At 66.7% G+C, this 20,845-nt stretch carries 22 protein-coding genes; 7 read left to right on the top strand and 15 right to left on the bottom strand.

The annotated features are described in order from the left end of the window. Window positions 1-197 precede the first annotated feature (197 nt). The 6 genes from FQV39_RS27360 to FQV39_RS27335 form a co-directional block, all read right to left on the bottom strand. Entirely contained in the window at window positions 198-773 is a 576-nt protein-coding gene (locus tag FQV39_RS27360) for a methylated-DNA--[protein]-cysteine S-methyltransferase (RefSeq protein WP_149133168.1), read from the bottom strand. 84 nt (window positions 774-857) lie between these two features. Further along, a complete protein-coding gene (gene msrP / locus FQV39_RS27355; protein WP_149133167.1) occupies window positions 858-1,814 on the bottom strand; it encodes a protein-methionine-sulfoxide reductase catalytic subunit MsrP in 957 nt (318 codons plus the stop codon). A gap of 334 nt (window positions 1,815-2,148) precedes the next feature. After that, window positions 2,149-3,258 (bottom strand): 3-isopropylmalate dehydrogenase, encoded by a 1,110-nt coding sequence (leuB, locus tag FQV39_RS27350; RefSeq protein ID WP_149133166.1) that lies wholly within the window; start codon window positions 3,256-3,258, stop codon window positions 2,149-2,151. A 141-nt stretch (window positions 3,259-3,399) separates the two neighbouring features. Continuing rightward, window positions 3,400-4,989, bottom strand: coding sequence for an ABC transporter substrate-binding protein (locus tag FQV39_RS27345; RefSeq protein WP_149133165.1), 1,590 nt, complete (start codon window positions 4,987-4,989; stop codon window positions 3,400-3,402). 107 nt (window positions 4,990-5,096) lie between these two features. Then, window positions 5,097-5,486: a RidA family protein gene (locus FQV39_RS27340; protein ID WP_149133164.1), complete on the bottom strand. Its 390-nt coding sequence runs from the start codon at window positions 5,484-5,486 to the stop codon at window positions 5,097-5,099. A gap of 230 nt (window positions 5,487-5,716) precedes the next feature. Then, window positions 5,717-6,901, bottom strand: a complete 1,185-nt coding sequence (locus FQV39_RS27335; RefSeq protein ID WP_149133163.1) for a lytic murein transglycosylase — start codon at window positions 6,899-6,901, stop codon at window positions 5,717-5,719. A 135-nt stretch (window positions 6,902-7,036) separates the two neighbouring features. Here FQV39_RS27335 and FQV39_RS27330 point away from each other — a divergent pair, with 135 nt between their 5' ends. From FQV39_RS27330 to FQV39_RS27320, 3 genes are read left to right on the top strand one after another with little or no spacing between them, the layout of a single operon-like run. Next, entirely contained in the window at window positions 7,037-7,297 is a 261-nt protein-coding gene (locus FQV39_RS27330) for a SemiSWEET family sugar transporter (RefSeq protein ID WP_149133162.1), read from the top strand. A 58-nt stretch (window positions 7,298-7,355) separates the two neighbouring features. After that, window positions 7,356-7,712 carry a DMT family protein gene (locus FQV39_RS27325; RefSeq protein ID WP_149133161.1) on the top strand — a complete coding sequence of 119 codons (357 nt, stop codon included), beginning with the start codon at window positions 7,356-7,358 and terminating at the stop codon, window positions 7,710-7,712. A 60-nt stretch (window positions 7,713-7,772) separates the two neighbouring features. Next, window positions 7,773-8,075 (top strand): hypothetical protein, encoded by a 303-nt coding sequence (locus tag FQV39_RS27320; protein ID WP_149133160.1) that lies wholly within the window; start codon window positions 7,773-7,775, stop codon window positions 8,073-8,075. 200 nt (window positions 8,076-8,275) lie between these two features. Here FQV39_RS27320 and FQV39_RS27315 read toward each other — a convergent pair whose 3' ends face one another. The 4 genes from FQV39_RS27315 to FQV39_RS27300 form a co-directional block, all read right to left on the bottom strand. Beyond that, window positions 8,276-9,409 (bottom strand): PQQ-dependent sugar dehydrogenase, encoded by a 1,134-nt coding sequence (locus FQV39_RS27315; protein ID WP_149133159.1) that lies wholly within the window; start codon window positions 9,407-9,409, stop codon window positions 8,276-8,278. A gap of 55 nt (window positions 9,410-9,464) precedes the next feature. After that, on the bottom strand, window positions 9,465-10,769 hold the full coding sequence (locus FQV39_RS27310; protein ID WP_149133158.1) for an NAD(P)H-dependent oxidoreductase: 1,305 nt from the start codon (window positions 10,767-10,769) through the stop codon (window positions 9,465-9,467). 187 nt (window positions 10,770-10,956) lie between these two features. Then, window positions 10,957-11,931 carry a Bug family tripartite tricarboxylate transporter substrate binding protein gene (locus FQV39_RS27305; RefSeq protein WP_149133157.1) on the bottom strand — a complete coding sequence of 325 codons (975 nt, stop codon included), beginning with the start codon at window positions 11,929-11,931 and terminating at the stop codon, window positions 10,957-10,959. A gap of 514 nt (window positions 11,932-12,445) precedes the next feature. Continuing rightward, window positions 12,446-12,925, bottom strand: coding sequence for a YaiI/YqxD family protein (locus tag FQV39_RS27300; RefSeq protein WP_149133156.1), 480 nt, complete (start codon window positions 12,923-12,925; stop codon window positions 12,446-12,448). Window positions 12,926-13,251: 326 nt separating this feature from the next. On the opposite strand from FQV39_RS27300, the gene FQV39_RS27295 reads away from it, so the two are divergent. Beyond that, on the top strand, window positions 13,252-14,454 hold the full coding sequence (locus tag FQV39_RS27295) for a pyridoxal phosphate-dependent aminotransferase (protein WP_149133155.1): 1,203 nt from the start codon (window positions 13,252-13,254) through the stop codon (window positions 14,452-14,454). A gap of 124 nt (window positions 14,455-14,578) precedes the next feature. Further along, complete coding sequence (locus FQV39_RS27290; RefSeq protein ID WP_187640079.1) at window positions 14,579-14,881, top strand: rhodanese-like domain-containing protein; 303 nt, start codon at window positions 14,579-14,581, stop codon at window positions 14,879-14,881. 91 nt (window positions 14,882-14,972) lie between these two features. Here the strand turns inward: FQV39_RS27290 and trmD are convergent, their stop codons facing one another. The 5 genes from trmD to ffh all read right to left on the bottom strand — a co-directional run bounded on the left by trmD (window position 14,973) and on the right by ffh (window position 19,330). After that, complete coding sequence (gene trmD, locus FQV39_RS27285) at window positions 14,973-15,722, bottom strand: tRNA (guanosine(37)-N1)-methyltransferase TrmD (protein WP_149133153.1); 750 nt, start codon at window positions 15,720-15,722, stop codon at window positions 14,973-14,975. A gap of 266 nt (window positions 15,723-15,988) precedes the next feature. Further along, on the bottom strand, window positions 15,989-16,558 hold the full coding sequence (locus FQV39_RS27280) for an HAD family hydrolase (protein ID WP_210251148.1): 570 nt from the start codon (window positions 16,556-16,558) through the stop codon (window positions 15,989-15,991). Further along, a complete protein-coding gene (gene rimM / locus FQV39_RS27275) occupies window positions 16,545-17,072 on the bottom strand; it encodes a ribosome maturation factor RimM (protein ID WP_187640078.1) in 528 nt (175 codons plus the stop codon). Before rimM ends, FQV39_RS27280 begins: the two co-directional genes overlap by 14 nt. A 131-nt stretch (window positions 17,073-17,203) precedes the next feature. Continuing rightward, window positions 17,204-17,572 carry a 30S ribosomal protein S16 gene (gene rpsP, locus FQV39_RS27270; RefSeq protein WP_149133152.1) on the bottom strand — a complete coding sequence of 123 codons (369 nt, stop codon included), beginning with the start codon at window positions 17,570-17,572 and terminating at the stop codon, window positions 17,204-17,206. 180 nt (window positions 17,573-17,752) lie between these two features. Next, window positions 17,753-19,330, bottom strand: coding sequence for a signal recognition particle protein (gene ffh, locus FQV39_RS27265; RefSeq protein ID WP_149133151.1), 1,578 nt, complete (start codon window positions 19,328-19,330; stop codon window positions 17,753-17,755). 311 nt (window positions 19,331-19,641) lie between these two features. On the opposite strand from ffh, the gene FQV39_RS27260 reads away from it, so the two are divergent. Both FQV39_RS27260 and FQV39_RS27255 read left to right on the top strand, forming a co-directional pair. Next, complete coding sequence (locus tag FQV39_RS27260) at window positions 19,642-20,067, top strand: hypothetical protein (RefSeq protein ID WP_149133150.1); 426 nt, start codon at window positions 19,642-19,644, stop codon at window positions 20,065-20,067. A gap of 172 nt (window positions 20,068-20,239) precedes the next feature. Further along, window positions 20,240-20,821, top strand: coding sequence for a CAP domain-containing protein (locus FQV39_RS27255; RefSeq protein WP_149133149.1), 582 nt, complete (start codon window positions 20,240-20,242; stop codon window positions 20,819-20,821). The last annotated feature ends 24 nt before the right edge of the window (window positions 20,822-20,845 follow it).

Raw genomic sequence — 20,845 nt, 5'->3', positions numbered from 1 at the left:
CCGAAACAGTAGCGGCCCCTGCGCGCGCCTCGCAAGCAACCACGCTGCAAGCGCGCTATAGCATCGGACCGAAAAATGGAATCCACTTTTCGGAAGAATCCGATGCGATAACAAATGCATAGATCACCGTTATCGCGTCCGATAGGACGTGCGGCGATCTATTGCGCGATTTCAAGAAAAACAGGTGATTGCGCGGCTCAGCTTCGGGCAGGTCGTGCCGCAAGCGGCAGCGCCCCGAACAGGCTGGGCTCGGCACTGGTGCGCGCTTTCTCGATCGTCAGGATCCTGAGCTTGGTCTCGACGCCGCCATCGGCCGAGAAGCCGCCCGTCTTGCCGCCGGCCGCCAGCACGCGGTGGCAGGGCACGATGATCGGCCAGGGGTTCTGGCCGAGCGCGACGCCGACCGCCCGCGCCGCGCCGGGCTCGCCGATGCGCTGCGCCACTTCGCCATAGGTGAGCGTCTCCCCCGGCGGGATGGAGCGCGCGACCTCATAGACCTTGCGGTTGAAGTCGGAAACAGTCTCCAGCGCAACCGGCAGATGGGCGAGATCGCGCTTCTCGCCCTCGAACAGCGCCCGGATGCCGGCCACGGCCTCGGCGACGAACCCGATCGCCTCGGCCTCGTCAGCCTCCGGATAGCGCCGCGCCAGTCGCCTGCGCGCCGTATCCTCATCGCGTTCGGGCAATTGCGCGCCGATGAAGCGCTCGCCCTCCCAGATCAGCGCGCAGCTGCCGATCGCGGTGTCGAAGAGATGGAAATGCTGGGTGGCCATGGGCGACTCATGTCGTTCCAACTACATGGTGGCTGCACGCTACCATGGCCCGGCGAGGCTTGGGCACCCGAAACCTGCTTCCCCTCACATGAACAGGGGCTCGTTCTCCAACCCCTTGTAGAGTCCGGCGACCTGCTCGCCATAGCCATTGTAGATCAGCGTCGGGCGCCGGTCGCGCGAGCCCAGCACCTGCTCGCTCGCCTGGCTCCAGCGCGGATGCGGCACGGCCGGGTTCACATTGGCCCAGAAGCCGTACTCCGAGGCCTGGAGCCCCTCCCAGAAGGTCTTCGGCCGCTCGGCGACGAAGCTGATCTTGCGGATCGATTTCACCGACTTGAAGCCGTACTTCCACGGCGTGATCAGCCGGATCGGCGCACCGTGCTGCGTCGGCAGGGGCTTGCCATAGATGCCGGTCACCAGAAGCGGCAATTCGTTTGTCGCCTCCGCGATCGTCAGCCCCTCGGTATAGGGCCAGGGATACCAGCGCTGCCCCTGGCCGGGCGCGACCCGCGGGTTGAGGAAGGTCTCGAAGCGAATGTATTTCGCGCCCGAGAGCGGTTTGGCGAATGCAACGAAGGATTTGAGCGGGATGCCCGTCCAGGGCACCGCCATCGCCCAGGCCTCGACGCAGCGGAATCGGTAGAGCCGCTCTTCCAGCGGCAGCTTGCGCACGAGCTCGTCGAAGTCGATCTCGAAGGGCTTCTCGACCAGGCCATCGACCTGAACACTCCAGGGCCGCGTCGCGAGCCGGCGCGAGGCATCGACGATGTCCTTCGACATGCCGAACTCGTAGAAGTTGTTGTAGTTCGCCGCGTCCTCCGCCTTGGTCAGCGGCACGTCGAGCTTGTAGGCCTCGTTGCGCTTGGCGGGGTAGAGATCGAGCGTCGGATCGGGCGCCTCCGCTGCCGCGAGGCCAGGCCATGCCGCCCCCGCGATCAACCCCGCTCCCGCGCTCATCAACTGGCGGCGGTTGAGGAACACGCTCTCCGGCGTGGCTTCGGCTTCCGGCATTTCCCAGCCGGCACGGCGCTTGATCAGCATGACGGACATACTCCGCTTTCGCTAGATCGCCGCGCGTCCGTTCGGACGCGACAACGGTGATCTACCGATTTGTTATCGCATCGGATTCTTCCGAAAAGTGGATTCCACTTTTCGGTCCGATGCTATGGCCGCTGTTAGGCCATGAAAGCGGAGTCACGGCAATTCACGAGGGGGAGAGGCGGCTCGGCCTGTCCCCTCTCCCCTTGCGGGAGAGGGTTAGGGTGAGGGGTCGCGCAACGTTGATCGCGAGCCGAACACCCAAACGGCAAGACCTGCGCGACCCCTCATCCGGCCCTTCGGGCCACCTTCTCCCACAAGGGGAGAAGGAAGGGCGTCAGCCGCGCGCTTCGAGCGCCTTGATGATCGCGGCGCCCATCTCGCTGGTCGAGACCGCGTTCGCGCCGGGCACGGCGATGTCCTTGGTGCGGGTGCCGGAGCCGAGCACGTCGGCGATCGCGCCTTCGAGGCGGTCCGCCGCCTCGCCCGCGCCGAAGGAATAGCGCAGCGCCATGGCGAAGGAGCCGATCATCGCGATCGGGTTGGCGAGGCCCTTGCCGGCGATGTCCGGCGCCGAGCCATGGACGGGCTCGTAGAGCGCCTTGCGTTTGCCGGTCGCGGGATCTTCCGCGCCGAGCGAAGCGGAGGGCAGCATGCCGAGCGAGCCGGTCAGCATCGCCGCGACGTCGGAGAGGATGTCGCCGAACAGGTTGTCGCAGACGATGACGTCGTACTGCTTCGGCCAGCGCACGAGCTGCATGGCGCAGTTGTCGGCAAGCACATGCTCGAGTTCGACATCCTTGTACTCGGCAGCGTGCAGCGCGGTGACCGTCTGCTTCCAGAGCACGCCGGTCTTCATGACGTTGTGCTTCTCGGCCGAGGAGACCTTGTTGCGGCGGGTGCGCGCCAGCTCGAAGGCGACGCGGCAGATGCGCTCGATTTCCGGCGTGGTGTAGAGCTGGGTGTCGACGCCGCGCTTGGAGCCGTCCTCCAGCGTGACGATCTCCTTCGGCTCGCCGAAATAGACGCCGCCGGTAAGCTCGCGCACGATCAGGATGTCGAGCCCCTCGACAACCTCCGGCTTGAGCGAGGAGGCCGAAGCCAGCGCCGGGTAGCAGATCGCCGGGCGCAGATTCGCGAAGAGGCCGAGTTCCTTGCGCAGGCGCAGCAGGCCGGCTTCCGGGCGATGCTGATAGGGCACATCCGCCCATTTCGGGCCGCCGACCGCGCCGAACAGCACGGCGTCGGCGTCCTGGGCGAGCTTCATGTCGCCTTCGGAGATCGCCGCCTTGTGCGCGTCATAGGCCGCGCCGCCGACCAGGCCCTTCTCGATCTCGAACGAGGCGAGGCCCTGCTTGCCGAACCAGGACACGATCTGCTCGACCTGGTCCATCACCTCGGGGCCGATGCCGTCGCCGGGGAGCAGCAGGAGCTTGTGGGTCGCCATGGTCGTTGCCTCGCGCTTGGTCGTGAACCGTACCGGTTTCCGGTCTTGCGGCGGTGCTTACGGTTGGAACCGTGACGACGCAAGCGCCAGGCGTGCGAAGCCGGCGCATGGCGGACCATGCGCCGGCGCCGGGAGCGATGCTCAGGCCTTCTTTTCCATGTTCCAGAAGAACTGGACCGGCGAGAGCACCATGCCGGTGAGGCTCTTGCGATAGGCCATCGGCTGCTGCACCAACCCGGCGGGGGCATAAGGCACGGTCTCGAAGGCGCGCTTCTCGATCGCTGCGGCCAGCTCCTTCTGCTTGCCGGCGTCGGGCGTCGCGATCCACTGGTCGCGCAAGCCTTCCAGCGTCGGATCATCCGGCCAGCCGAACCAGGCGGCCGCACCATTGGCGCGCACCAGCGGATGCAGCGCCGGGTTGAGCACGTCGGCGCCGGACCAGAGCGTGTGGAACACCGACCAGCCGCCCTGCTCCGGCCCGCCGCGATTGGAGCGGCGGCCGATGAAGCTCGCCCAGTCGGTCGCGACAAGATCGACGTTCATCCCGAGCTTCTTCAGCAGCTGCTCGGTGACGAGGCACTGGTTGTAGGCGATCGGCTGGTCGGCCGGCGCGAGCAGCACGACCTTCTCGTTCTTGTAGCCAGCCTCCTGCAGCATCGCCTTGCCGCGCTCGAGATTGTTGCCGAGCGCCTCGGCGCCCCCTGCTCCGGTCGACATCGGCGAGCCCGGCGTGAAGAAGGTCTTGCAGTCCTGGTAATAGGCCTTGTCGCCGACGACCGCCTCCATGTAGTCGGCCTGGTTGAGCGCCATCATCACCGCGCGCCGGACGCCCGGATTGTTGAAGGGCGGCTGCAGGTGGTTGAAGCGCATCAGCAGGATCAGCCCGAGCGGCACGTTGGTGATCGTGATCTCGCTGTTCCCCTTGAGCACCGGCAGAAGATCGACCGGCGGCTGCTCGTACCAGTCGACCTCGCCCTGCATGAGCGCGCCGACGGCGGCTGAAGCCTCGGTCAGGGCGAGCCACTCGATCCGGTCGATCTTGGCGACCTTGCCGCCCGCGGCCCAGGAGGGGGCCTCCTCGCGCGGCTTGTACTTGGCGAAGCGCTCGTAGATCGCGTTCTGGCCGGGAATCCACTGCTTTTCCTGGAAGCGCCAGGGGCCGGAACCGATCGCCTCGGTCAGCGGCTTCGACGGATCGCCGGAGGCGACCCGCTCCGGCATGACGAAGGGCACGTTGGAGGAGAGCTTGCCGAGCGCGGCCGGCAGCATCGGGAAGGGCTTCTTCAGCCGCACCGCGAACGTGCGGGGGTCGACGACGTCATAGCCCTCGACGAAGGTGGCGAAGGTCTGCCCGAAGGCATCGCGCGCCGACCAGCGCTTGATCGAGGCGATGCAGTCCTGCGCCCGCACCGGCTGGTCGTCGTGGAAGGTCAGGCCGTCGCGCAGGTGGAAGGTCCAGCGCAGCCCGTCCGGAGCGGTCTCCCAGCTCTGCACCATCTGCGGCTGGATGCCGAACTGCGCATCCGTCGCGAACAGCGTATCATATATCAGGTAGCCGTGATTGCGGATGACATAGCTCGTCGCCACGATCGGATCGAGCGAAGGCAGCGGCGTCGACGGAATGAAGCGCAGCATCCCGGCACGCGCCTGGGCAAAGCTCTTCGGCGCCATGAAGGCCGAACTAGCCAGTGCGGCCGTCCCTTTCAAAAGCTTACGGCGATCAATCGGCATGGCATCATCCCTCTTGCTGCCCTCGGGCTCCTGGCGGCCCGCTCGAGTCAGGCAAGAGATATATCAGATACTCCGAGACGCCGCCATGCGGGCTCTTCGACGAAGGCTCAGACCGGCTTGAGACGTGCGGTCACCTCGATCTCGACCTTCATCTCCGGCTTGAGCAGTCCGGCGACGACATAGATGCCGGCGGCCGGGCGGATCTCGCGGAAGAATTCGCCGCAGACGGCCAGAACCGGCTCGCAATAACTGCGGTCGGTAACAAAGTACTGCGCCCGCAGGGCCTGCGACAGGGACGAGCCGGCCTCCTCCAGCACGGAGCTGATCGTGCGGAAGATGTTGCGCGCCTGCTCGGCGGCATCCTCCGGCAGCGTCATGGTCGCGTAATCGTAGCCCGTCGTACCGGAGACGAAGACGAGATCGCCGTCGATGACGGCGCGCGAATAGCCGAAGGAGCGCTCGAAGGGCGAGCCAGTGGAAATGAGGCGGCGTGTCATGTGATTGCTCCTTGTGGTCGAGCACCGGCTTCGCGAGAGTCGAAGCACGGCACCACCCGATTTCTGGAAAGGTGGCAGAGCGATCGGCCGGCCAAGGAAAATGCACCGTCATTCCGGGCGAAGCGAAGCGCAGACCCGGAATCCACTGTAGCGCGCAGCGCTCCATGATGGATTCCGGATCGGCGCCGCTCCGCGGCTTGTCCGGAATGACGGCGTGGTCTCGCCTGCGGTTAAACCCGCCCGTTCTTCAGCGCGCGCAACACCTTCTCGCCCGGCCGCCCGGTCTGGGGCATGCCGAGCTTCGCCTCGATCTCCTTGATCGCCGTCCGGGTCAGCGACCCCACCGCGCCGTCCGGCTCGCCGACATTGTAGCCGCGGGCGATCAGCAGGCGCTGCAGTTCGCGCCGCTGTTCGCGGGAAAGCGGCAGATCGTCCGTCGGCCACTCTCCCTGCACGCCCGGCCGGCCCCGCAGCCGGTCGGAGAGCAGCGAGATGGCGAGCGCGTACGAATCCGCGCCGTTATAGCTGTAAGCGGCATCATAGTTCTTGAAGACGAGGAAGGCCGGCCCGTTGCTGCCGGCCGGCATCAGCAGGCCGGCATTGCCGGTGCCGTTCAGCGGCGAGCCATCGTATTTTACGATGCCGCGCGCCGCCCATGTCGAGACCGGCTGCTTGGGATTGCGTCCAGTCGGGCCAGAATAGCCATTGGGCACGCGCACCTCGTAGCCCCAGGTCGCGCCAGTCACCCAGCCGGCCTTGGCCATGAAATTCGCGGTCGAATGCAGCGCGTCGGGAATGGAGTCGACGAGGTCGCGCCGCCCGTCACCATCGCCGTCGACGGCGAGCCTGAGATAGGTCGAGGGGATGAACTGGGTGTGGCCGAAGGCGCCGGCCCATGAACCGAAGAGCCGTTCGGGGCGCACGTCTCCGCGCTGGATGATCTGCAGCGTCGCGATCAGCTCGCCCTTGAAGAAGGCGTTGCGGCGCGGCGCGAGGCAGGCGCCGGTCGAGAGCGCCTGCACGAGCGGCATCTTGCCGCGCGCCTTGCCGAAATCGCTCTCGACGCCCCAGACCGCGGCGATGGTGTGGCGGTCGACGCCGAAGCGCTGCTCGGCCGCAGCAAGGGTCGAAGCATGCTGACGCATCATCGAGCGTCCTTCCGCCACCTTCTCCTCGTCGACCAGCGTGCCGAGATAGTCCCAGATCGGCGTCTTGAACTCCGGCTGGTTGTTCATCGCCTCGATGACCTTCATGTCCGGCTCGACGCCGGCCATGGCCCGATCGAAGGTCGCGCCCGAGACGCCCTTGGCCGCCGCTTCCGAACGGAGGCCTGCAAGGCAGGACTGGAAACTGCCCTGGGCCGAAGCCGCGGAAGCAAACAGGACGAGTGGCAAGGCCAGTTGATAGACGCGCATGGTCTCCACCGATTCGGACAGATGCTCGGGCAGGCTAGGTCGCTGTGGTTAATGGAGGTTAACCGTCGAGAATGGCGGCACGAAGAAGCGAATTCCGTTATGGGGGAGCAAACCTTCCTCCCGCGATTCGCCGCCATGTCGCCAGCCGCCATCGAGCTCCTCGGCTTTGCCGCTGCCACGCTGACCAGCCTGTGCTGGCTGCCACAGGCCTGGCGGACCATCCGCACCCGCGACACCCGTGCGATCTCGCTGTGGACGCAGGGGCTCTTTGCCGCGGGCACTGCGCTGTGGCTGAGCTATGGCATTCAGATCCTGTCCTGGCCGGTCATCACCGCCAATGCGCTGACGCTCCTACTCGTCCTGATCATCCTCACCATGAAGCTCCGCTTCGGCTGACGGCCGGAACAGCAGCGCCGAACACCCGTCATCTGCCGTCGCGAAGAAAGCTCCCGGCATGCCCTCCCTGAGCCTCGCCCATATCCTGCCGATCGTGATGCTGTTCGGCTCGAACATCTTCATGACCTTCGCCTGGTACGGACATCTGAGCTACAAGAGCACCGCGATCTGGCTCGCCATCCTCGCAAGCTGGATGATCGCCCTGCCGGAATACATGCTGGCGGTCCCGGGCAACCGCATCGGCTCCGCCGTCTATTCGGCAGCGGAACTCAAGACGCTGCAGGAAGTCGTCACCCTCACCGTCTTCGCCGGCTTCTCCGTCTTCTGGCTCAAGGAATCGCTGAGCTGGAACCACGCCATCGGCTTCGCCCTGATCGCGGCGGGGGCCTTCTTCATCTTCCACGCCAAGGGCTGAGCAGACGGCGCTTCGACCCGGCCGGCGCCTCAACCGACCAACCGACTAGGGATACCAGCCTTGAACAAGACGGCATTGATCTTCTGCGGCCTCGTGCTCACCCCGGCGGCGGCGATCGCCGGCCCAACCTGCAGCCCGAGCAGCGATACGGCCCGCATCCTCTCTGCCGCCTCGCCGGCCGCCATCCATCGCAGCTGGCAGGGCGGCAAGCAGCTCGGCTATGGCTGGTCGCTGCAGGTCGAGCGCAGCACGCGCGATGCCGCCGGCACAGAGTACTATGTCGGCGACCTCTATGATGCGAACGGTCACCTCTCGACCCGCAAGGTCTTCGCCGTCGAAAGCGAGTGGGATTGCGGGCCGTGAGAGCGGAGTTCGTTTGTAGCAGACCCGCTGCCGTCATTCCGGGGCAAGCGCGCAGCGCTTGAGCCCGGAACCCATGAACACAGGTCGCGCCAGGTGTGGCTGCTCCGGCTGCGCTTCCTTGTCTTAAACCTGTGTTCATGGGTTCCGGGCTCGCAGCTTCGCTGCGCCCCGGAATGACGGCGCCAATCGATCGCCCGGCTTCACTTCGCCGGCCGCACCCGCAGGATCTTGCCGTTATCGTCGTCGGTGAGCAGGTAGAGGAAGCCGTCCGGCCCCTGGACCACGTCGCGGATGCGCTCGCCGATCGTGGTGAGCAGCCGCTCCTCGCCGGTCACCGTCTCGCCCTGTGTCGAAAGCCGGACCAGCATCTGGCCGGCAAGCGCGCCGACGAAGAGCGAGTTCTTCCAGGCCGGCCAGACCGGTCCAGTATAGAAGGCCGCGCCGGAGGGCGCGATCGACGGATCCCAGTAGAACAGCGGCTGCTCCATGCCGGGTTTCGCCGTCCCTTCCCCGATCTTCGCACCGGAATAGTCGACGCCATAGGTGATGACCGGCCAGCCATAGTTCAGTCCGGCCTTGGGCGTGTTGATCTCGTCACCGCCGCGCGCGCCGTGCTCGGCCGTCCAGAGCCGGCCCGTTTCGGGATGCAACGCTGCGCCCTGGACGTTGCGATGGCCGATCGACCAGATTTCGGGCGCCCAACCCTGCTTCTTCGGGTTGTCGGCTGGCGCGCCGCCGTCGGGGCGGATGCGGATGACCTTGCCGAGATGATTGGCCGGGTTCTGCGCCTGGTTACGCTGGCTGTAGCGGTCCCCGACCGTAACGAAAAGCGCTCCTGTCCTGTCGAACACGAGGCGGGAGCCGAAATGCATGTTCGAGTTGATCGACGGCATCTGCCGGAAGATCACCTCGACTTGGGTCAGCGCCGTGCCTTGCTCGTTGAGGCGCCCGCGCCCGACGCTGGTGCCGCTGCCGCCCGAACGCGGCTCGACGAAGGAGAAGTAGACGAGGCGATTCTGCGCGAAGGCCGGGTCGAGCGCCAAGCCGAGCAACCCGCCCTGCCCGCGCGCCACCACGCTGGGCACGCCGGTGATCGGCCGGGAGAGTTTGCCCTCCGCATCGACGATCCTGAGCCTGCCGGGCCGTTCGGTGACGAGCTTGCGCCCGTCCGGCAGGAAGGCGAGGCCCCAGGGATGCTCCAACCCGCTGGCAACGGTCTCGACGGCGAGTTCGCCGGCGCTGGAGGGGAAGCGCTGCTGGGCCGCAGCCGTGTCCGCAATCAGTGCCGCCAGCATTCCCGCGGCGAACACCTGCCCTACAGACACAAGCCGCATCGACATCTCCCTCTCATCCTCCGCGCCCGCCAGAGATAGAAGGGAACGTCGCGGATCACCAAGCCGTTGCGACGAGCTCACGACGAAGTGAGACGATCGGTTGGCTTTCGTCCAGCGTCACATCCGCTTCCGTCACCGGCTGGCCGGCTGCGACATCGCGCTTGAGCTTGACGCCATGGGCGAGCCCGATCGGCAGCGCGCTGCAGGTTCGGCTCGCGGCCGCCGGCATCAGCCGGCCGTAGACGGTGTAGCCGCCCTCGCCGTCCAGCATCTCGCCCGCCTTGAGCGCCCGCTTGGCGACCGCGACGGCATCGCCGCGCCAGCCGCGCGTCGTGCCGGTCGGCTCGGTTCTCAGAGCTGCGTTCAGCACCGAGATCGGCAGTTCGAGGCCAATGAGATGGAAGGGCTTGTACATCGCCGCATAGCGGCCCGTCGCATCCGTCGGCAGGCCATATTGCTTGAAGCAGGCCGCGGCGTAGTCGTTCGGCGCCTTCAGCACGACATAGACGCCCCAGCGCAGGTCGCGAAAGACCGGACGCCCATCGCGCTCCAGGGAGGAGACGACCTCGACCATGCCATCGCGTTCGAGCTGGCCGCCAACCGCGCGCGGCCGCAGCACATGGGCGAGGTCATCGACGCCGCAGGGCGGGAAGGCGAGACCCGCCTCCGGCACGTCGAGCTCGCAGGCATTGGCGATCGCCGCCATCTCGATCGCGGATTTGGTGCCGTCGAGGAAGGAATTGAACATCTGCGGGTTCATGCCCGCCGCCCTCGCCGCCTCCGGCGTCAGGCCGTAATGGGTCCAGACATCGTCGGGGGTGACGTCGTGATAGGCCGGCAGGTATTTCGTGCCCTTGCCGGCGGCCGCGACGGTGAAGCCGGTGGCACGCGCCCAGTCGACCATCTCGCAGACCAGCGCCGGCTGGTCGCCATAGGCCATCGAATAGACCACGCCGGCCGCTTTCGCGCGCCGCGCCAGCACCGGCCCGACCAGCACGTCTGCCTCGACATTGACCATGACGACATGGCGCCCGGCCTCGATCGCGGCGAGGGCATGCCGGGCACCCGCGGCAGGATGCCCCGTCGCTTCCAGCACCACCTCGACGCCATCGGCGCGGGCTGCCTGAGCGCCGTCGTCGAGGAAACGGGTCCGCGCGATCCGCGCCTCGTCCCAGCCGACATTGCGGCAGGCGGCCCGGGCACGCTCGGGATCGAGATCGGCAATAACCGCGACTTCGAGCCCTTCGATATGCGGCACCTGCGACAGGAACATCGAGCCGAACTTGCCGGCGCCGATCAGCGCCGCGCGCACGGGCTTCCCCGCCTCACGACGGGCGGCGAGCTTGGGCATCAGATTCATGGGCAAGGCTCTCCTGCCGGGACAGCAAAAGGCACCGTCATTCCGGGCGGAGCGAAGCGAAGACCCGGAATCCATCGAAGGGCGTTGGCGCTCTACGATGGATTCCGGCTCGGCGCCGCTCACGCGGCTTGGCCGGAATGACGGCCACTGGAAACGTTCGGCCGTCGAAGCCGATCGAACGTGCCGCTTACTCCGGCTTCACGCCGGCCTCAGCGATGATCTGCTTCCAGGTCGCGATTTCCTGGACGTGATAGGGCCTGAACGCCGCCGGATCGCGCACCTTGAGCGTGAAGCCGAGCTTCAGGATGGCCTCACGGGTCTCGGGCTTGTTCAGCGAGGCGATGACCGCCTTGGACAGCGTGTCGAGCACGGCGTCCGGCGTCTTCACGGGGGCGAAGAACGCCGCCCAGGAATCCGCGTCGGCATTGGTGACGCCCTGCTCGCGCAGCGTCGGAATGTCCTTGGCGCGCGGGTTGCGCTCGGGGCTGGCGAGGGCGAGCGCCCGCAGGGCACCGCCGTTGATCTGCTCCAGCACGCTCGGCAGGGTCGAATTGGCGATGTCGATGCGGCCAGCGACGATCTCCTGCACCAGCGGCGCGGCGCCCCGGAACGGCACATGCGTCATCTTGATGCCGGTGCGCTGCATGAACAGCTCCATCGCCAGATGCGAGCCGGAGCCGACGCCGGTCGAGCCGTAGTTCAGCTTGCCCGGATCGGCCTTGGCGAGCGCGATCAGCTCCTGGATGTTCTTGGCCGGCAGGTCGTTGCGGACGACGAAGGCATGCTCGAAGGCGCCGACGCCGGCGAGCGGCGCGAAGTCCTTGACTGCGTCGTAGCCCGGCTCCTTCAACAGGAACATGTTGTTGCCGTGCGTCTGGTTGTTGCCGAAGATGATGGTGTAGCCGTCGGGAGCCGCATGAGCGACGGCGCGCGTGCCGACCGCGCCCGAGGCGCCGGCCCGGTTATCGACGATGACGTTCTGGCCGAAGGCGGTTGACAGATCCTGCGCGACGAAGCGCGCGATCGCGTCGGTCGGCCCGCCTGCCGGATAAGGCACGACCAGGGTAATGACCTTGCTGGGGAAGCTCTCGGCCCGGACGATCGACGGAGCAAAGACGGCGCCGGCCATCAGGCCGAGCGTGGAACGGCGGGTCAACGACATGAACGTCCTCCGGCCCCGCCCGTGCGGCGAGGCATTGATTGGGCGGGGGATTTACGGGCAACGGCCGCGAACGTCCAGCGGGGCGAAAGTCATAGCCGCCAACTCTTTCTGCCCGGCTCGTTCCCTCCTGCCGCTCCACCGTCATTGCGAGGAGCGACAGCGACGAAGCAATCCAGGGGCGGCAGAGCTCTACGTCTCCCTGGATTGCTTCGCTAAGGAGCAACGACGCGAGTCGCGCCATGACGGGAAGCTCTTCCCCTCCCCCTTGTGGGGAGGGGATAGGGGTGGGGGGTCGGACACCGGGTGCAGCGTGTCGACGTGAGGCGGCGCTGGTCGGGCGAGATGTCAGACCGGTCACCAAGCGGAGCGACCCCCACCCCCATCCCCTCCCCACAAGGGGGAGGGGAGTCGCGCGCGGCCATCTCGATCGCCTGTGCAGCGCTAGCTGTTCCCATCTTCGGCCTTCCGCCCATTACATCCAGCGCGGGTCGGGCAGCCGATCGAAAAGAGGATGCTACCCACCGAACCCCGCCCGCCTGAGCCGCTGGATCGCGAGATCGAGCGCCTGGAGGAAGGCGGAACGGTCCTTCTGCGAGAACGGCTTCGGCCCGCCTTGCACGGTCCCCATCGCGCGCAGATCCTCCATCATGTCCCGCGTCGCCAGCGCCATGCCGATCGAGGCTTCGGTGAAGGGCTTGCCGGTCGGCCCGATCACATCAGCGCCGGCCTTGATGCAGCGATCGGCCAGCGGGATGTCGGCGGTGACGACGATCGCGCCGCGCCCGACACGCTCGGCGATCCAGTCATCGGCGGCGTCGAAGCCGCCGGAGACCGTGACGCGCTCGATCGAGGGCTCGCGCGGCACATTGATGAAGCTGTTGGCGACGACGAACACCTTGATGCGATGCCGCTCGGCGACGCGGTAGATCTCCGGCTTCACCGGGCAGGCGTCGGCATCGACATAGATCGCGATGGTTGCGGCAGCGCTCGTCATGCCCCGGCCTTCGCATGCTGTGGCCGCAAGGGCAAACCGCTCCATGAGCCTCTAACAAAATCCGGAGGGGTCTCGATGGGCTTTGGAGGAGACGGATGCCAGGAGGAGCGCGAAGCCGATATTTTTGATATCGGCAAGTCGCTCCGACGCCGCAGGCGGCCCTCCAAAGCCCATCGAGACCCCTCCGGATTTTGTTAGAGGCTCTAAATTCATGACGCTTCTGCAAAACATCAAGCAGTTGCGCTTGCGATCACGGCCGCCGAGTCATAAACCACGCGCGCGCCTCATCGGGCGCTCACCCTCCCGCTCCTCCGGAGACCAGTCCCATGGCCTTTCTTGCCGATGCCCTGAAGCGCGTGAAGCCGTCAGCGACCATCACGATCACGCAGAAGGCCCGTGACCTGAAAGCCCAGGGCAAGGATGTGATCTCGCTCTCCGTCGGCGAGCCCGATTTCGACACGCCGGACAATATCAAGGAGGCGGCCATCGCCGCGATCCGCCGTGGCGAGACCAAGTACACCCCCGTTCCCGGCATTCCGCAGCTGCGCGAGGCCGTCGCCCGCAAGTTCAAGCGCGAGAACGGCCTCGACTACAAGGCGAGCCAGACCATCGTCTCGACCGGCGGCAAGCATGTCATCTACAACGCGCTGCTGGCCACGCTGAACCCTGGCGACGAGGTCGTCTGCGTCTCGCCTTACTGGGTCAGCTATCCCGAGATGGTGGCGCTCTGCGGCGGCACGGCGACCTTCGCCGAGACCTCCCTGAAGAACGACTTCAAGCTGCAGCCGGAAGACCTCGAGAAAGCCATCACCCCGAAGACCAAGTGGGTGATCCTGAACTCGCCGTCGAACCCGTCAGGCGCCGCCTACAGCCACGCCGAAATGAAGAAGCTCACGGATGTGCTGATGCGCCATCCGCATGTCTGGGTGCTGACCGACGACATGTACGAGCACCTCGTCTATGGCGACTTCCAGTTCGTCACCCCGGCGCAGGTCGAGCCCGCCCTCTACGAGCGCACGCTGACCATGAACGGCGTCTCGAAGTCCTACGCCATGACCGGCTGGCGCATCGGCTACGCCGCCGGCCCCGAACACCTGATCAAGGCGATGGATCTGGTCCAGGGCCAGCAGACCTCGGGCACCTCGGCGATCTCGCAATGGGCCGCCGTCGAGGCTCTGGATGGCCCTCAGGACCATCTGCCGGTGTTCAAGAAGGCCTTCGAGCGCCGCCGCGATCTCGTCGTCTCCATGCTGAACCAGACCCGTGGCCTGAAGTGCCCGACGCCGGAAGGCGCCTTCTACGTCTATCCGGACTGCTCGGAGCTGATCGGCAAGACCATGCCGAACGGCCAGAAGATCGTGACGGACGAGGATCTGGTGATGGGTCTCCTGGAAGCCGAGGCGGTCGCGGCCGTGCACGGCTCCTCCTTCGGCCTCGGCCCGAACTTCCGCATCTCCTACGCCACCTCGGACGAGAAGCTGGAAGAGGCCTGCCGCCGGATCCAGCGCTTCTGCGCCGAGCTGCGCTAAGCGGATGACGAGAGGCGCCGCAACGCGCCGAACTGTTCTGGCCGGGAGCCTCGTGCTCCCGGCCAGTTTCGTTTTCGGGCAAAGCGCGAATACGCTCTCCCCGCGCGAAGCGTTTGAAGCGGCATTGGCAAAACGGATCGTGCTGATCGATATCCGCAGCGCGGAGGAATGGGCCGATACCGGCCTGCCACAGGGCGCCGTGCCGATCGACGCCGACGCGCCCGCCTTCGAGGTCAGGATCGCCGGGCTTCGTCTCGACAACCCCGGCAAGCGCATCGTTCTGATCGATCGCACCGGTGCGCAGGCGGTTGCCGTCGCGCAGAAGCTCGCCGGACGCGGCTGGCGCGATCTTGCGGCTGTGCGGGGTGGTGTATTGGGGCCGGGCGGGTGGCTGGCTGAGAAGCTGCCGGTGGCGGAGTATCCGTGAGGTCCCTTCTCCCCTTGCGGGAGAAGGCGGCAGCGCGAAGCGCTGACGGATGAGGGGGCGCGCTGCCCTTTCCGGACCGCCTGCAATTCCGCTAATCAGAATCCGCGGTGCGACCCCTCATCCGCCCCTTCGGGGCACCTTCTCCCGCAGGGGGAGAAGGAGAAGCGAGCAAATCCGGCCGTCTCTCCCGCGTGATCTTCTCCGCCTGCTCGCGCCGCCATTTCGCGATGCGGGCATGGTCGCCGGAGAGCAGTGCGTCCGGCAGGCCCCTGCCCTCCCATTCGCGCGGCCTCGTGTAATGAGGATATTCGAGCAGCCCGTTCTCGAAGCTCTCATCCTCACCTGAGGCTACCTTGCCCATCACGCCGGGAATGAGACGGACACAGGCATCGAGCAGCGTCAGCGCGGCCATCTCACCGCCGGAGAGGATGTAGTCGCCGATCGAGACCTCGACGAGGTTGCGCCCTTCGATCACGCGCTCGTCGACGCCCTCGAACCGCCCGCAGACGACGACGAGGCCGGGGCCCTCCGCCCATTCGCGCACCTGGCGCTGCTGGAGCGGACGCCCGCGCGGCGACATCAAAAGGCGCGGACGCAGGTCATCCGCCGGCACCGCCGCGTCGATCGCCGCCGCCAGCACGTCGCAACGCAGCACCATGCCGGCGCCGCCGCCGGCCGGGTTGTCATCGACATTGCGATGACGACCGATGCCGTGGTCGCGGATCTGGTGGGTATCGAGGGACCACAGCCCCTTGCGCAGCCCCTCGCCCGCCAGCGAAATGCCAAGCGGCCCCGGAAACATCTCCGGGTAGAGCGTCAGGATCGAGGCGCGGAAGGGCATGGCCGATCGATGTTCGAGAGGATTGGTTTCGACTGGTCATCCCGGGCGAAGCGAAGCGCAGACCCGGGATCCATGCCGGAGCGTAACCGAAAAAGTTCAGGCATGGATCCCGGATCGGCGCGGCTTCGCCGCTTGTCCGGGATGACACGCCGGTGAAAAAGCAAACTAACCGAAGCGCAGCGCCGGCAGCCCGTCCAGCGCCGTGAAATCGGGAGCCGACGCAATCAGGTTGTCGTAATTCGCGAAGCCGCCCGCATCGAGCATGGTCAAGAGCGCCACCGCCCGCATGCCGGCGCGGCGCGCCGCCTCGACGCCGAGCGGCGCATCCTCGAAGACGATGAGTCGGCCGGCTCGACCTTCATCCGCTCCGCGGCGGCCAGGAACATGTCCGGATGCGGCTTGCCGCGAAAACCCTGGCTCGGCGAGACGATGGTGGCGAAGCGCTGGCGCAGGCCTAGCGTATCCAGCACCACCTCGATATTGGCCGGCGACGCGGCCGTCGCCACCGCCATCGGCACGCCGGCGGCCTCGGCGCGTGCGACCAATTCCAGGAAGCCGGCATTCGCGGCGACATGCGGCAGATAGGCTTCCCGATAAAGGGCTTCCTTGGCGTCGCTCATCGCATCGAGCTCGGCGACGGCCGCCTGCGGAAAATAGGAGGAGATGATCTCGTTGCCGGCCATGCCGGCGGTGCGCGCCGCGAAGGTCTTGCGGTCGAACGGCAATTGGTTGCTGACGTGCCAGCTCTCCCAGGCGTCGTCATGGAAGCGCATGTTGTCGACGATGGTGCCGTCCATGTCGAAGATCAGCGCACGGGCCGGTCTATCGCTTGTCATCGTCGGGCTCGAACAATCCCAGAGGCGGCTCGGCCTCGATCCGGCGCGCGGCGATGTCGATGCGCGGCGCGAAGGCCTTGGTGAAGGGCATCAGGACGGAACGTCCGTCCGGCGTCTCGATATCGAGCAGGTCGCCTGCGCCATAGTTCTCGACGGTGGTGACGGTGCCGAGTACGACGCCGCCCGGCCCGACCACGCTGCAGCCGAGGAGATCGGCGTGCAGGAATTCGTCCTCGTCCTCGCCGGCCGACAGCCTGTCGCGGGCTACGAACAGCTCGGTGCCGTTGAGCGCCTCGGCTGCCTCGCGCGTGGTCACGCCCTTGAGCCGGGCGACAACCACCTCTTTGGCGGGGCGGATATTGGTGATCTCGAAACTGCGGCCCTTGTCGTCGGAAAGCGGGCCGTAATCGGCGATCGCAAGCGGATCGCCGGTGAAGGTCTTGATCCTGACCTCGCCGCGCACGCCATGCGGCGCGCCGACGACGCCGAGGAGGATAAGGTTTTCGTCAGACATGGCTCGTCATTCCGGCCAAGCCGCAAAGCGGCGCAGAGCCGGAATCCATCGAAGGGCGACGCCGCTCTAGGATGGATTCCGGGTCTCCCTTCGGTCGCCCGGAATGACGGAGCCCCGTCTTCAAGACAAGCTCACTCGGCGGCGGCTTCTTCGGCAGCCGGAGCAGCGGCCTTCTCGGCCTTCTTCTCGGCGCGCTCCTTGGCCTTCTCGCCCGGAACAGCCTTGTTCGGGTTGTTGCGGGCCGGGCGCTTGGCAAGACCGGCGGCGTCGAGGAAGCGCAGGACGCGGTCGGTCGGCTGGGCGCCCTTGGCGAGCCAGGACTGGACCTTCTCGGTGTCGAGCACGACGCGGTCGGCGGCATCCTTCGGCTTCATCGGGTCATAGGAACCGATCTTGTCGATGAAGCGGCCATCGCGCGGCGAGCGGGCGTCGGCGACAACGATGCGGTAGTAGGGGCGCTTCTTGGCGCCGCCGCGGGTCAGGCGGATCTTGAGGGACATGGATCTTCTCTTTCTCTGGTCTTGGTCTTGATTGGTCTTACCGGCTCGCGCCGGGCACTCGTCCGTCATGCTCGCCCTTGTGGCGAGCATCCACGTCTTCACCCGGCCTCGACGTCGCAAAGACGTGGATGGTCGGGACAAGCCCGACCATGACGGCAGGCGTCACGGCCGAACGATGTCTCACTTCTTCTTGCCTCCGAATGGTCCGCCCAGCCCCGGCAGGCCGCCGCCACCGAGGCCCGGCAGCTTCGGCATCATGCCAGCCGGCGGGGTGACGCCCTTCGGCAATCCGGGGAAACCGCCCGGCGGCAGCGGCGGAAGGCCGCCACCGCCCGCGCCGAGCTGCTTCTGCAGCGCCTCGAGCTGAGCGGGATCCATCTTGGACGGGTCGGGCATGCCCGCAGGCAGTCCGCCGCCGAGCCCGAACATGCCGCCGAGCTTGCCGAGCATGCCGCCCTTCTGCTTCTTCATGGCCTTCATCATGTCGGCCATGCCGCGATGCATCTTGAGCAGCTTGTTGATCGCCTCCGGCGAGGTGCCGGAGCCGGCGGCGATGCGCTTCTTGCGGCTGTTCTTGAGCAGGTCGGGATTCCTGCGCTCGGCCGGGGTCATCGAATTGATGATTGCGACCTGACGCGCGATCATCTTGTCGTCGACCTTGGCGGCAGCGAGCTGGTTCTTCATCTGCGCCATTCCGGGCAGCAGCCCCATCACGCCGCCGAAGCCGCCCATCTTCTCCATCTGCTGGAGCTGCATGCGTAGGTCGTCGAGGTCGAAATTACCCTTGGCGAGGCGCTGCGCCAGGGCCTGCGCCTTGTCGGCATCGACCGTCTGCACCGCCTTCTCGACGAGCGAGACGATGTCACCCATGCCGAGGATGCGGTTGGCGACGCGCGAGGGATGGAAATCGTCGAGCTCGTCGGTCTTTTCGCCGGTGCCGACCAGCTTGATCGGCTTGCCGGTGACGGCGCGCATCGAGAGCGCGGCACCACCGCGCGAATCGCCGTCCATACGGGTCAGCACGATGCCGGTGAGACCGACGCGGGCATCGAAGGCGCGCGCCGTGTTGACCGCGTCCTGGCCGGTCAGCGCGTCGGCGACGAGCAGCACCTCATGCGGCCCGGTCGCGGCCTTCACCTGCGCGACCTCTTCCATCAGCGTATCGTCGAGCGTCACGCGGCCGGCGGTGTCGAGCATGACCACGTCGTAGCCGCCGAGGCGACCCGCCTCGATCGCGCGCTTGGCGATCTGCACCGCCGACTGGCCGGCGACGATCGGCAGCGTCTGCACGCCGACCTGTTGGCCGAGCACGGCGAGCTGCTCCATGGCGGCCGGGCGTCGCGTATCGAGCGACGCCATCAGCACCTTCTTCTTGTTGCGCTCGGTCAGGCGCTTGGCGATCTTGGCGGTGGAGGTGGTTTTACCCGAACCTTGCAGACCCACCATCAGGATCGGCACCGGCGGCACGGCATCGAGGCTGATGACCTCGCCCTCGCCGCCCAGCGTCTCGATCAGGACGTCGTTGACGATCTTGATGACCTGCTGGCCGGGCGTGACCGACTTCAGCACCTCGGCGCCGATGGCGCGCTCACGCACCTTGTCGGTGAAGCTGCGGACGACCTCGAGCGCGACGTCGGCCTCGAGCAGCGCGCGGCGCACCTCGCGGAGCGCGGCGTTGACGTCCTCCTCGGTCAGCGCCCCCCTGCGGGTCAGCCCCGAGAGGATGCCAGAGAGTCTTTCGCTCAGCGTGCCGAACATGCGGACCTGCCTACTTGCCTCAGAAAACCGTCAGCGTCAGAACCTCATTGCCAAACGGTTTCGCGCCCGAGGGCGCAAACGCGCTGTCGGACGTTGACCTCCGGGCTCATGGAAGCGGCTGGCGCGGCCCGGTCGGCGGATGTGGTTTCGGCGATGTCGGCGAAACGGATGCGGTCTTAAAGCGGAAGAATGTGGCGAAAGTCAAGTTTTGAGTTGGGAAAACCCCGGTGCCCCGCACGGCCTGCCGTTGCATCTCTCTGCACCTTGCCGCAATTTTCCGCGGCTTCATTTCATTACCAAAGGATCGCTGAATGTCTTCACTTTTCAGAACGGCATTGTCCTCTGCTGCGGGCTTGGTCCTGTTCGCGGCGCCTGCTCTCGCCCAGCCCTGCGCCAGCAACTTCAAGGTCGATGGCGTGCCGATGGTCACGGGCCTCAGCTATCGCACCTGGGATCTCGTCCCCAATCGTCAGCCCGCTGCCGTGCTCAAAGATCTTGCCGCCGCCGTCTCGGCAGAAGGCTTTGCCGACATGCGTATCGACAAGCCGACCAGCGCCGTCGTCGCCATCCAGGAATCCACCGGTTCGGGCCGCCCGCAGACGCTGCGCATTACCGCCCGCAAGAACGGCAATGGCACGCGCGTCGATGCGGTCTTCGTCGTCCAGGCCGGGCAGGTCGCGCCGGAGGACTATGTCCGCAAGGCCTTCTGCCGCGTGATCGGCGGCGCGCGCAGCTAGATCGCCGTGCGCCCTTTCGGACACGAAGTGGCGATCTAGCCCTTTGTTTGAGCATCGGATTTCTCCGAAAAGTGGATTCCACTTTTCGGTCCGATGCTCCAATCCTGCCACGGCCCCAGAAAGGCCCTGATCGGGCGGCATCGCTGCCCGCCCGATTCGAGACTATGCCGCGATGAAACGCCTCTCCGCCCTGGCTCTGCTGGTTTCCGCCGCCCTCCTCGCCGCCTGCGCTGGCGATCCGCGGCGCGAGGGCCCGCTCGATCCCCGCATGGTCGAGAAGCTCAACGCCGTCTCCCTTGATCCAGCCCAGGCCGGGCGCATCCTCAACACCTACCGCGCCAGCAACGGCCTCGGTCCGGTCCGCCCGGATCCGCGGCTGATGGCGATGGCGCAGCGCCAGGCCGACGCGATGGTCGCCGCCAACGCGCTGTCTCATGATGCCGGCGGCAACTTCACCGCCCGCATCCATGCCGCTGGTGTCGACGCCGCGCGAGCGGCGGAGAATCTGGGCGGTGGCTATTTCTCGGTCGAGGAGGCCTTCGACGGCTGGCGCAAGTCGCCCGGCCATGATGCCAATCTAAGGCTGAAGGAAGTGACCCGCTACGGCATCGCGCTGTCCAAGGACCCGCGCACGAGCTATCGCGCCTGGTGGGTGCTGGTCGTCGCGGCCGAGCCGGAGGTACGCCGTGAAATGGCGGCCGAGGGGGCCGGCCCCGCGGTCTCGTTCGGCAATAATCCGCGACCGGCTCGCTGACCCTCTTTACAAACACCCGCTTCT

This window comes from Bosea sp. F3-2, from assembly GCF_008253865.1.
Lineage (GTDB): Bacteria > Pseudomonadota > Alphaproteobacteria > Rhizobiales > Beijerinckiaceae > Allobosea.
Note: the sequence above shows the minus strand (reverse complement) of the source record. Positions and strands in the feature narration are given on the sequence as shown.

Excerpts from the sequence above, each read along its gene's own strand:
- rimM (WP_187640078.1), bottom strand. The coding sequence starts at position 17,072 with ATGTCTGACGAAAACCTTATCCTCCTCGGCGTCGTCGGCGCGCCGCAT.
- FQV39_RS27330 (WP_149133162.1), top strand. The coding sequence starts at position 7,037 with ATGTCGCCAGCCGCCATCGAGCTCCTCGGCTTTGCCGCTGCCACGCTG.
- FQV39_RS27315 (WP_149133159.1), bottom strand. The coding sequence starts at position 9,409 with ATGCGGCTTGTGTCTGTAGGGCAGGTGTTCGCCGCGGGAATGCTGGCG.
- FQV39_RS27360 (WP_149133168.1), bottom strand. The coding sequence starts at position 773 with ATGGCCACCCAGCATTTCCATCTCTTCGACACCGCGATCGGCAGCTGC.
- FQV39_RS27310 (WP_149133158.1), bottom strand. The coding sequence starts at position 10,769 with ATGAATCTGATGCCCAAGCTCGCCGCCCGTCGTGAGGCGGGGAAGCCC.
- FQV39_RS27300 (WP_149133156.1), bottom strand. The coding sequence starts at position 12,925 with ATGACGAGCGCTGCCGCAACCATCGCGATCTATGTCGATGCCGACGCC.
- FQV39_RS27305 (WP_149133157.1), bottom strand. The coding sequence starts at position 11,931 with ATGTCGTTGACCCGCCGTTCCACGCTCGGCCTGATGGCCGGCGCCGTC.
- leuB (WP_149133166.1), bottom strand. The coding sequence starts at position 3,258 with ATGGCGACCCACAAGCTCCTGCTGCTCCCCGGCGACGGCATCGGCCCC.
- FQV39_RS27255 (WP_149133149.1), top strand. The coding sequence starts at position 20,240 with ATGAAACGCCTCTCCGCCCTGGCTCTGCTGGTTTCCGCCGCCCTCCTC.
- FQV39_RS27345 (WP_149133165.1), bottom strand. The coding sequence starts at position 4,989 with ATGCCGATTGATCGCCGTAAGCTTTTGAAAGGGACGGCCGCACTGGCT.
- msrP (WP_149133167.1), bottom strand. The coding sequence starts at position 1,814 with ATGCTGATCAAGCGCCGTGCCGGCTGGGAAATGCCGGAAGCCGAAGCC.
- ffh (WP_149133151.1), bottom strand. The coding sequence starts at position 19,330 with ATGTTCGGCACGCTGAGCGAAAGACTCTCTGGCATCCTCTCGGGGCTG.
- FQV39_RS27295 (WP_149133155.1), top strand. The coding sequence starts at position 13,252 with ATGGCCTTTCTTGCCGATGCCCTGAAGCGCGTGAAGCCGTCAGCGACC.
- FQV39_RS27280 (WP_210251148.1), bottom strand. The coding sequence starts at position 16,558 with ATGACAAGCGATAGACCGGCCCGTGCGCTGATCTTCGACATGGACGGC.
- FQV39_RS27325 (WP_149133161.1), top strand. The coding sequence starts at position 7,356 with ATGCCCTCCCTGAGCCTCGCCCATATCCTGCCGATCGTGATGCTGTTC.
- trmD (WP_149133153.1), bottom strand. The coding sequence starts at position 15,722 with ATGCCCTTCCGCGCCTCGATCCTGACGCTCTACCCGGAGATGTTTCCG.
- rpsP (WP_149133152.1), bottom strand. The coding sequence starts at position 17,572 with ATGTCCCTCAAGATCCGCCTGACCCGCGGCGGCGCCAAGAAGCGCCCC.
- FQV39_RS27340 (WP_149133164.1), bottom strand. The coding sequence starts at position 5,486 with ATGACACGCCGCCTCATTTCCACTGGCTCGCCCTTCGAGCGCTCCTTC.
- FQV39_RS27335 (WP_149133163.1), bottom strand. The coding sequence starts at position 6,901 with ATGCGCGTCTATCAACTGGCCTTGCCACTCGTCCTGTTTGCTTCCGCG.
- FQV39_RS27260 (WP_149133150.1), top strand. The coding sequence starts at position 19,642 with ATGTCTTCACTTTTCAGAACGGCATTGTCCTCTGCTGCGGGCTTGGTC.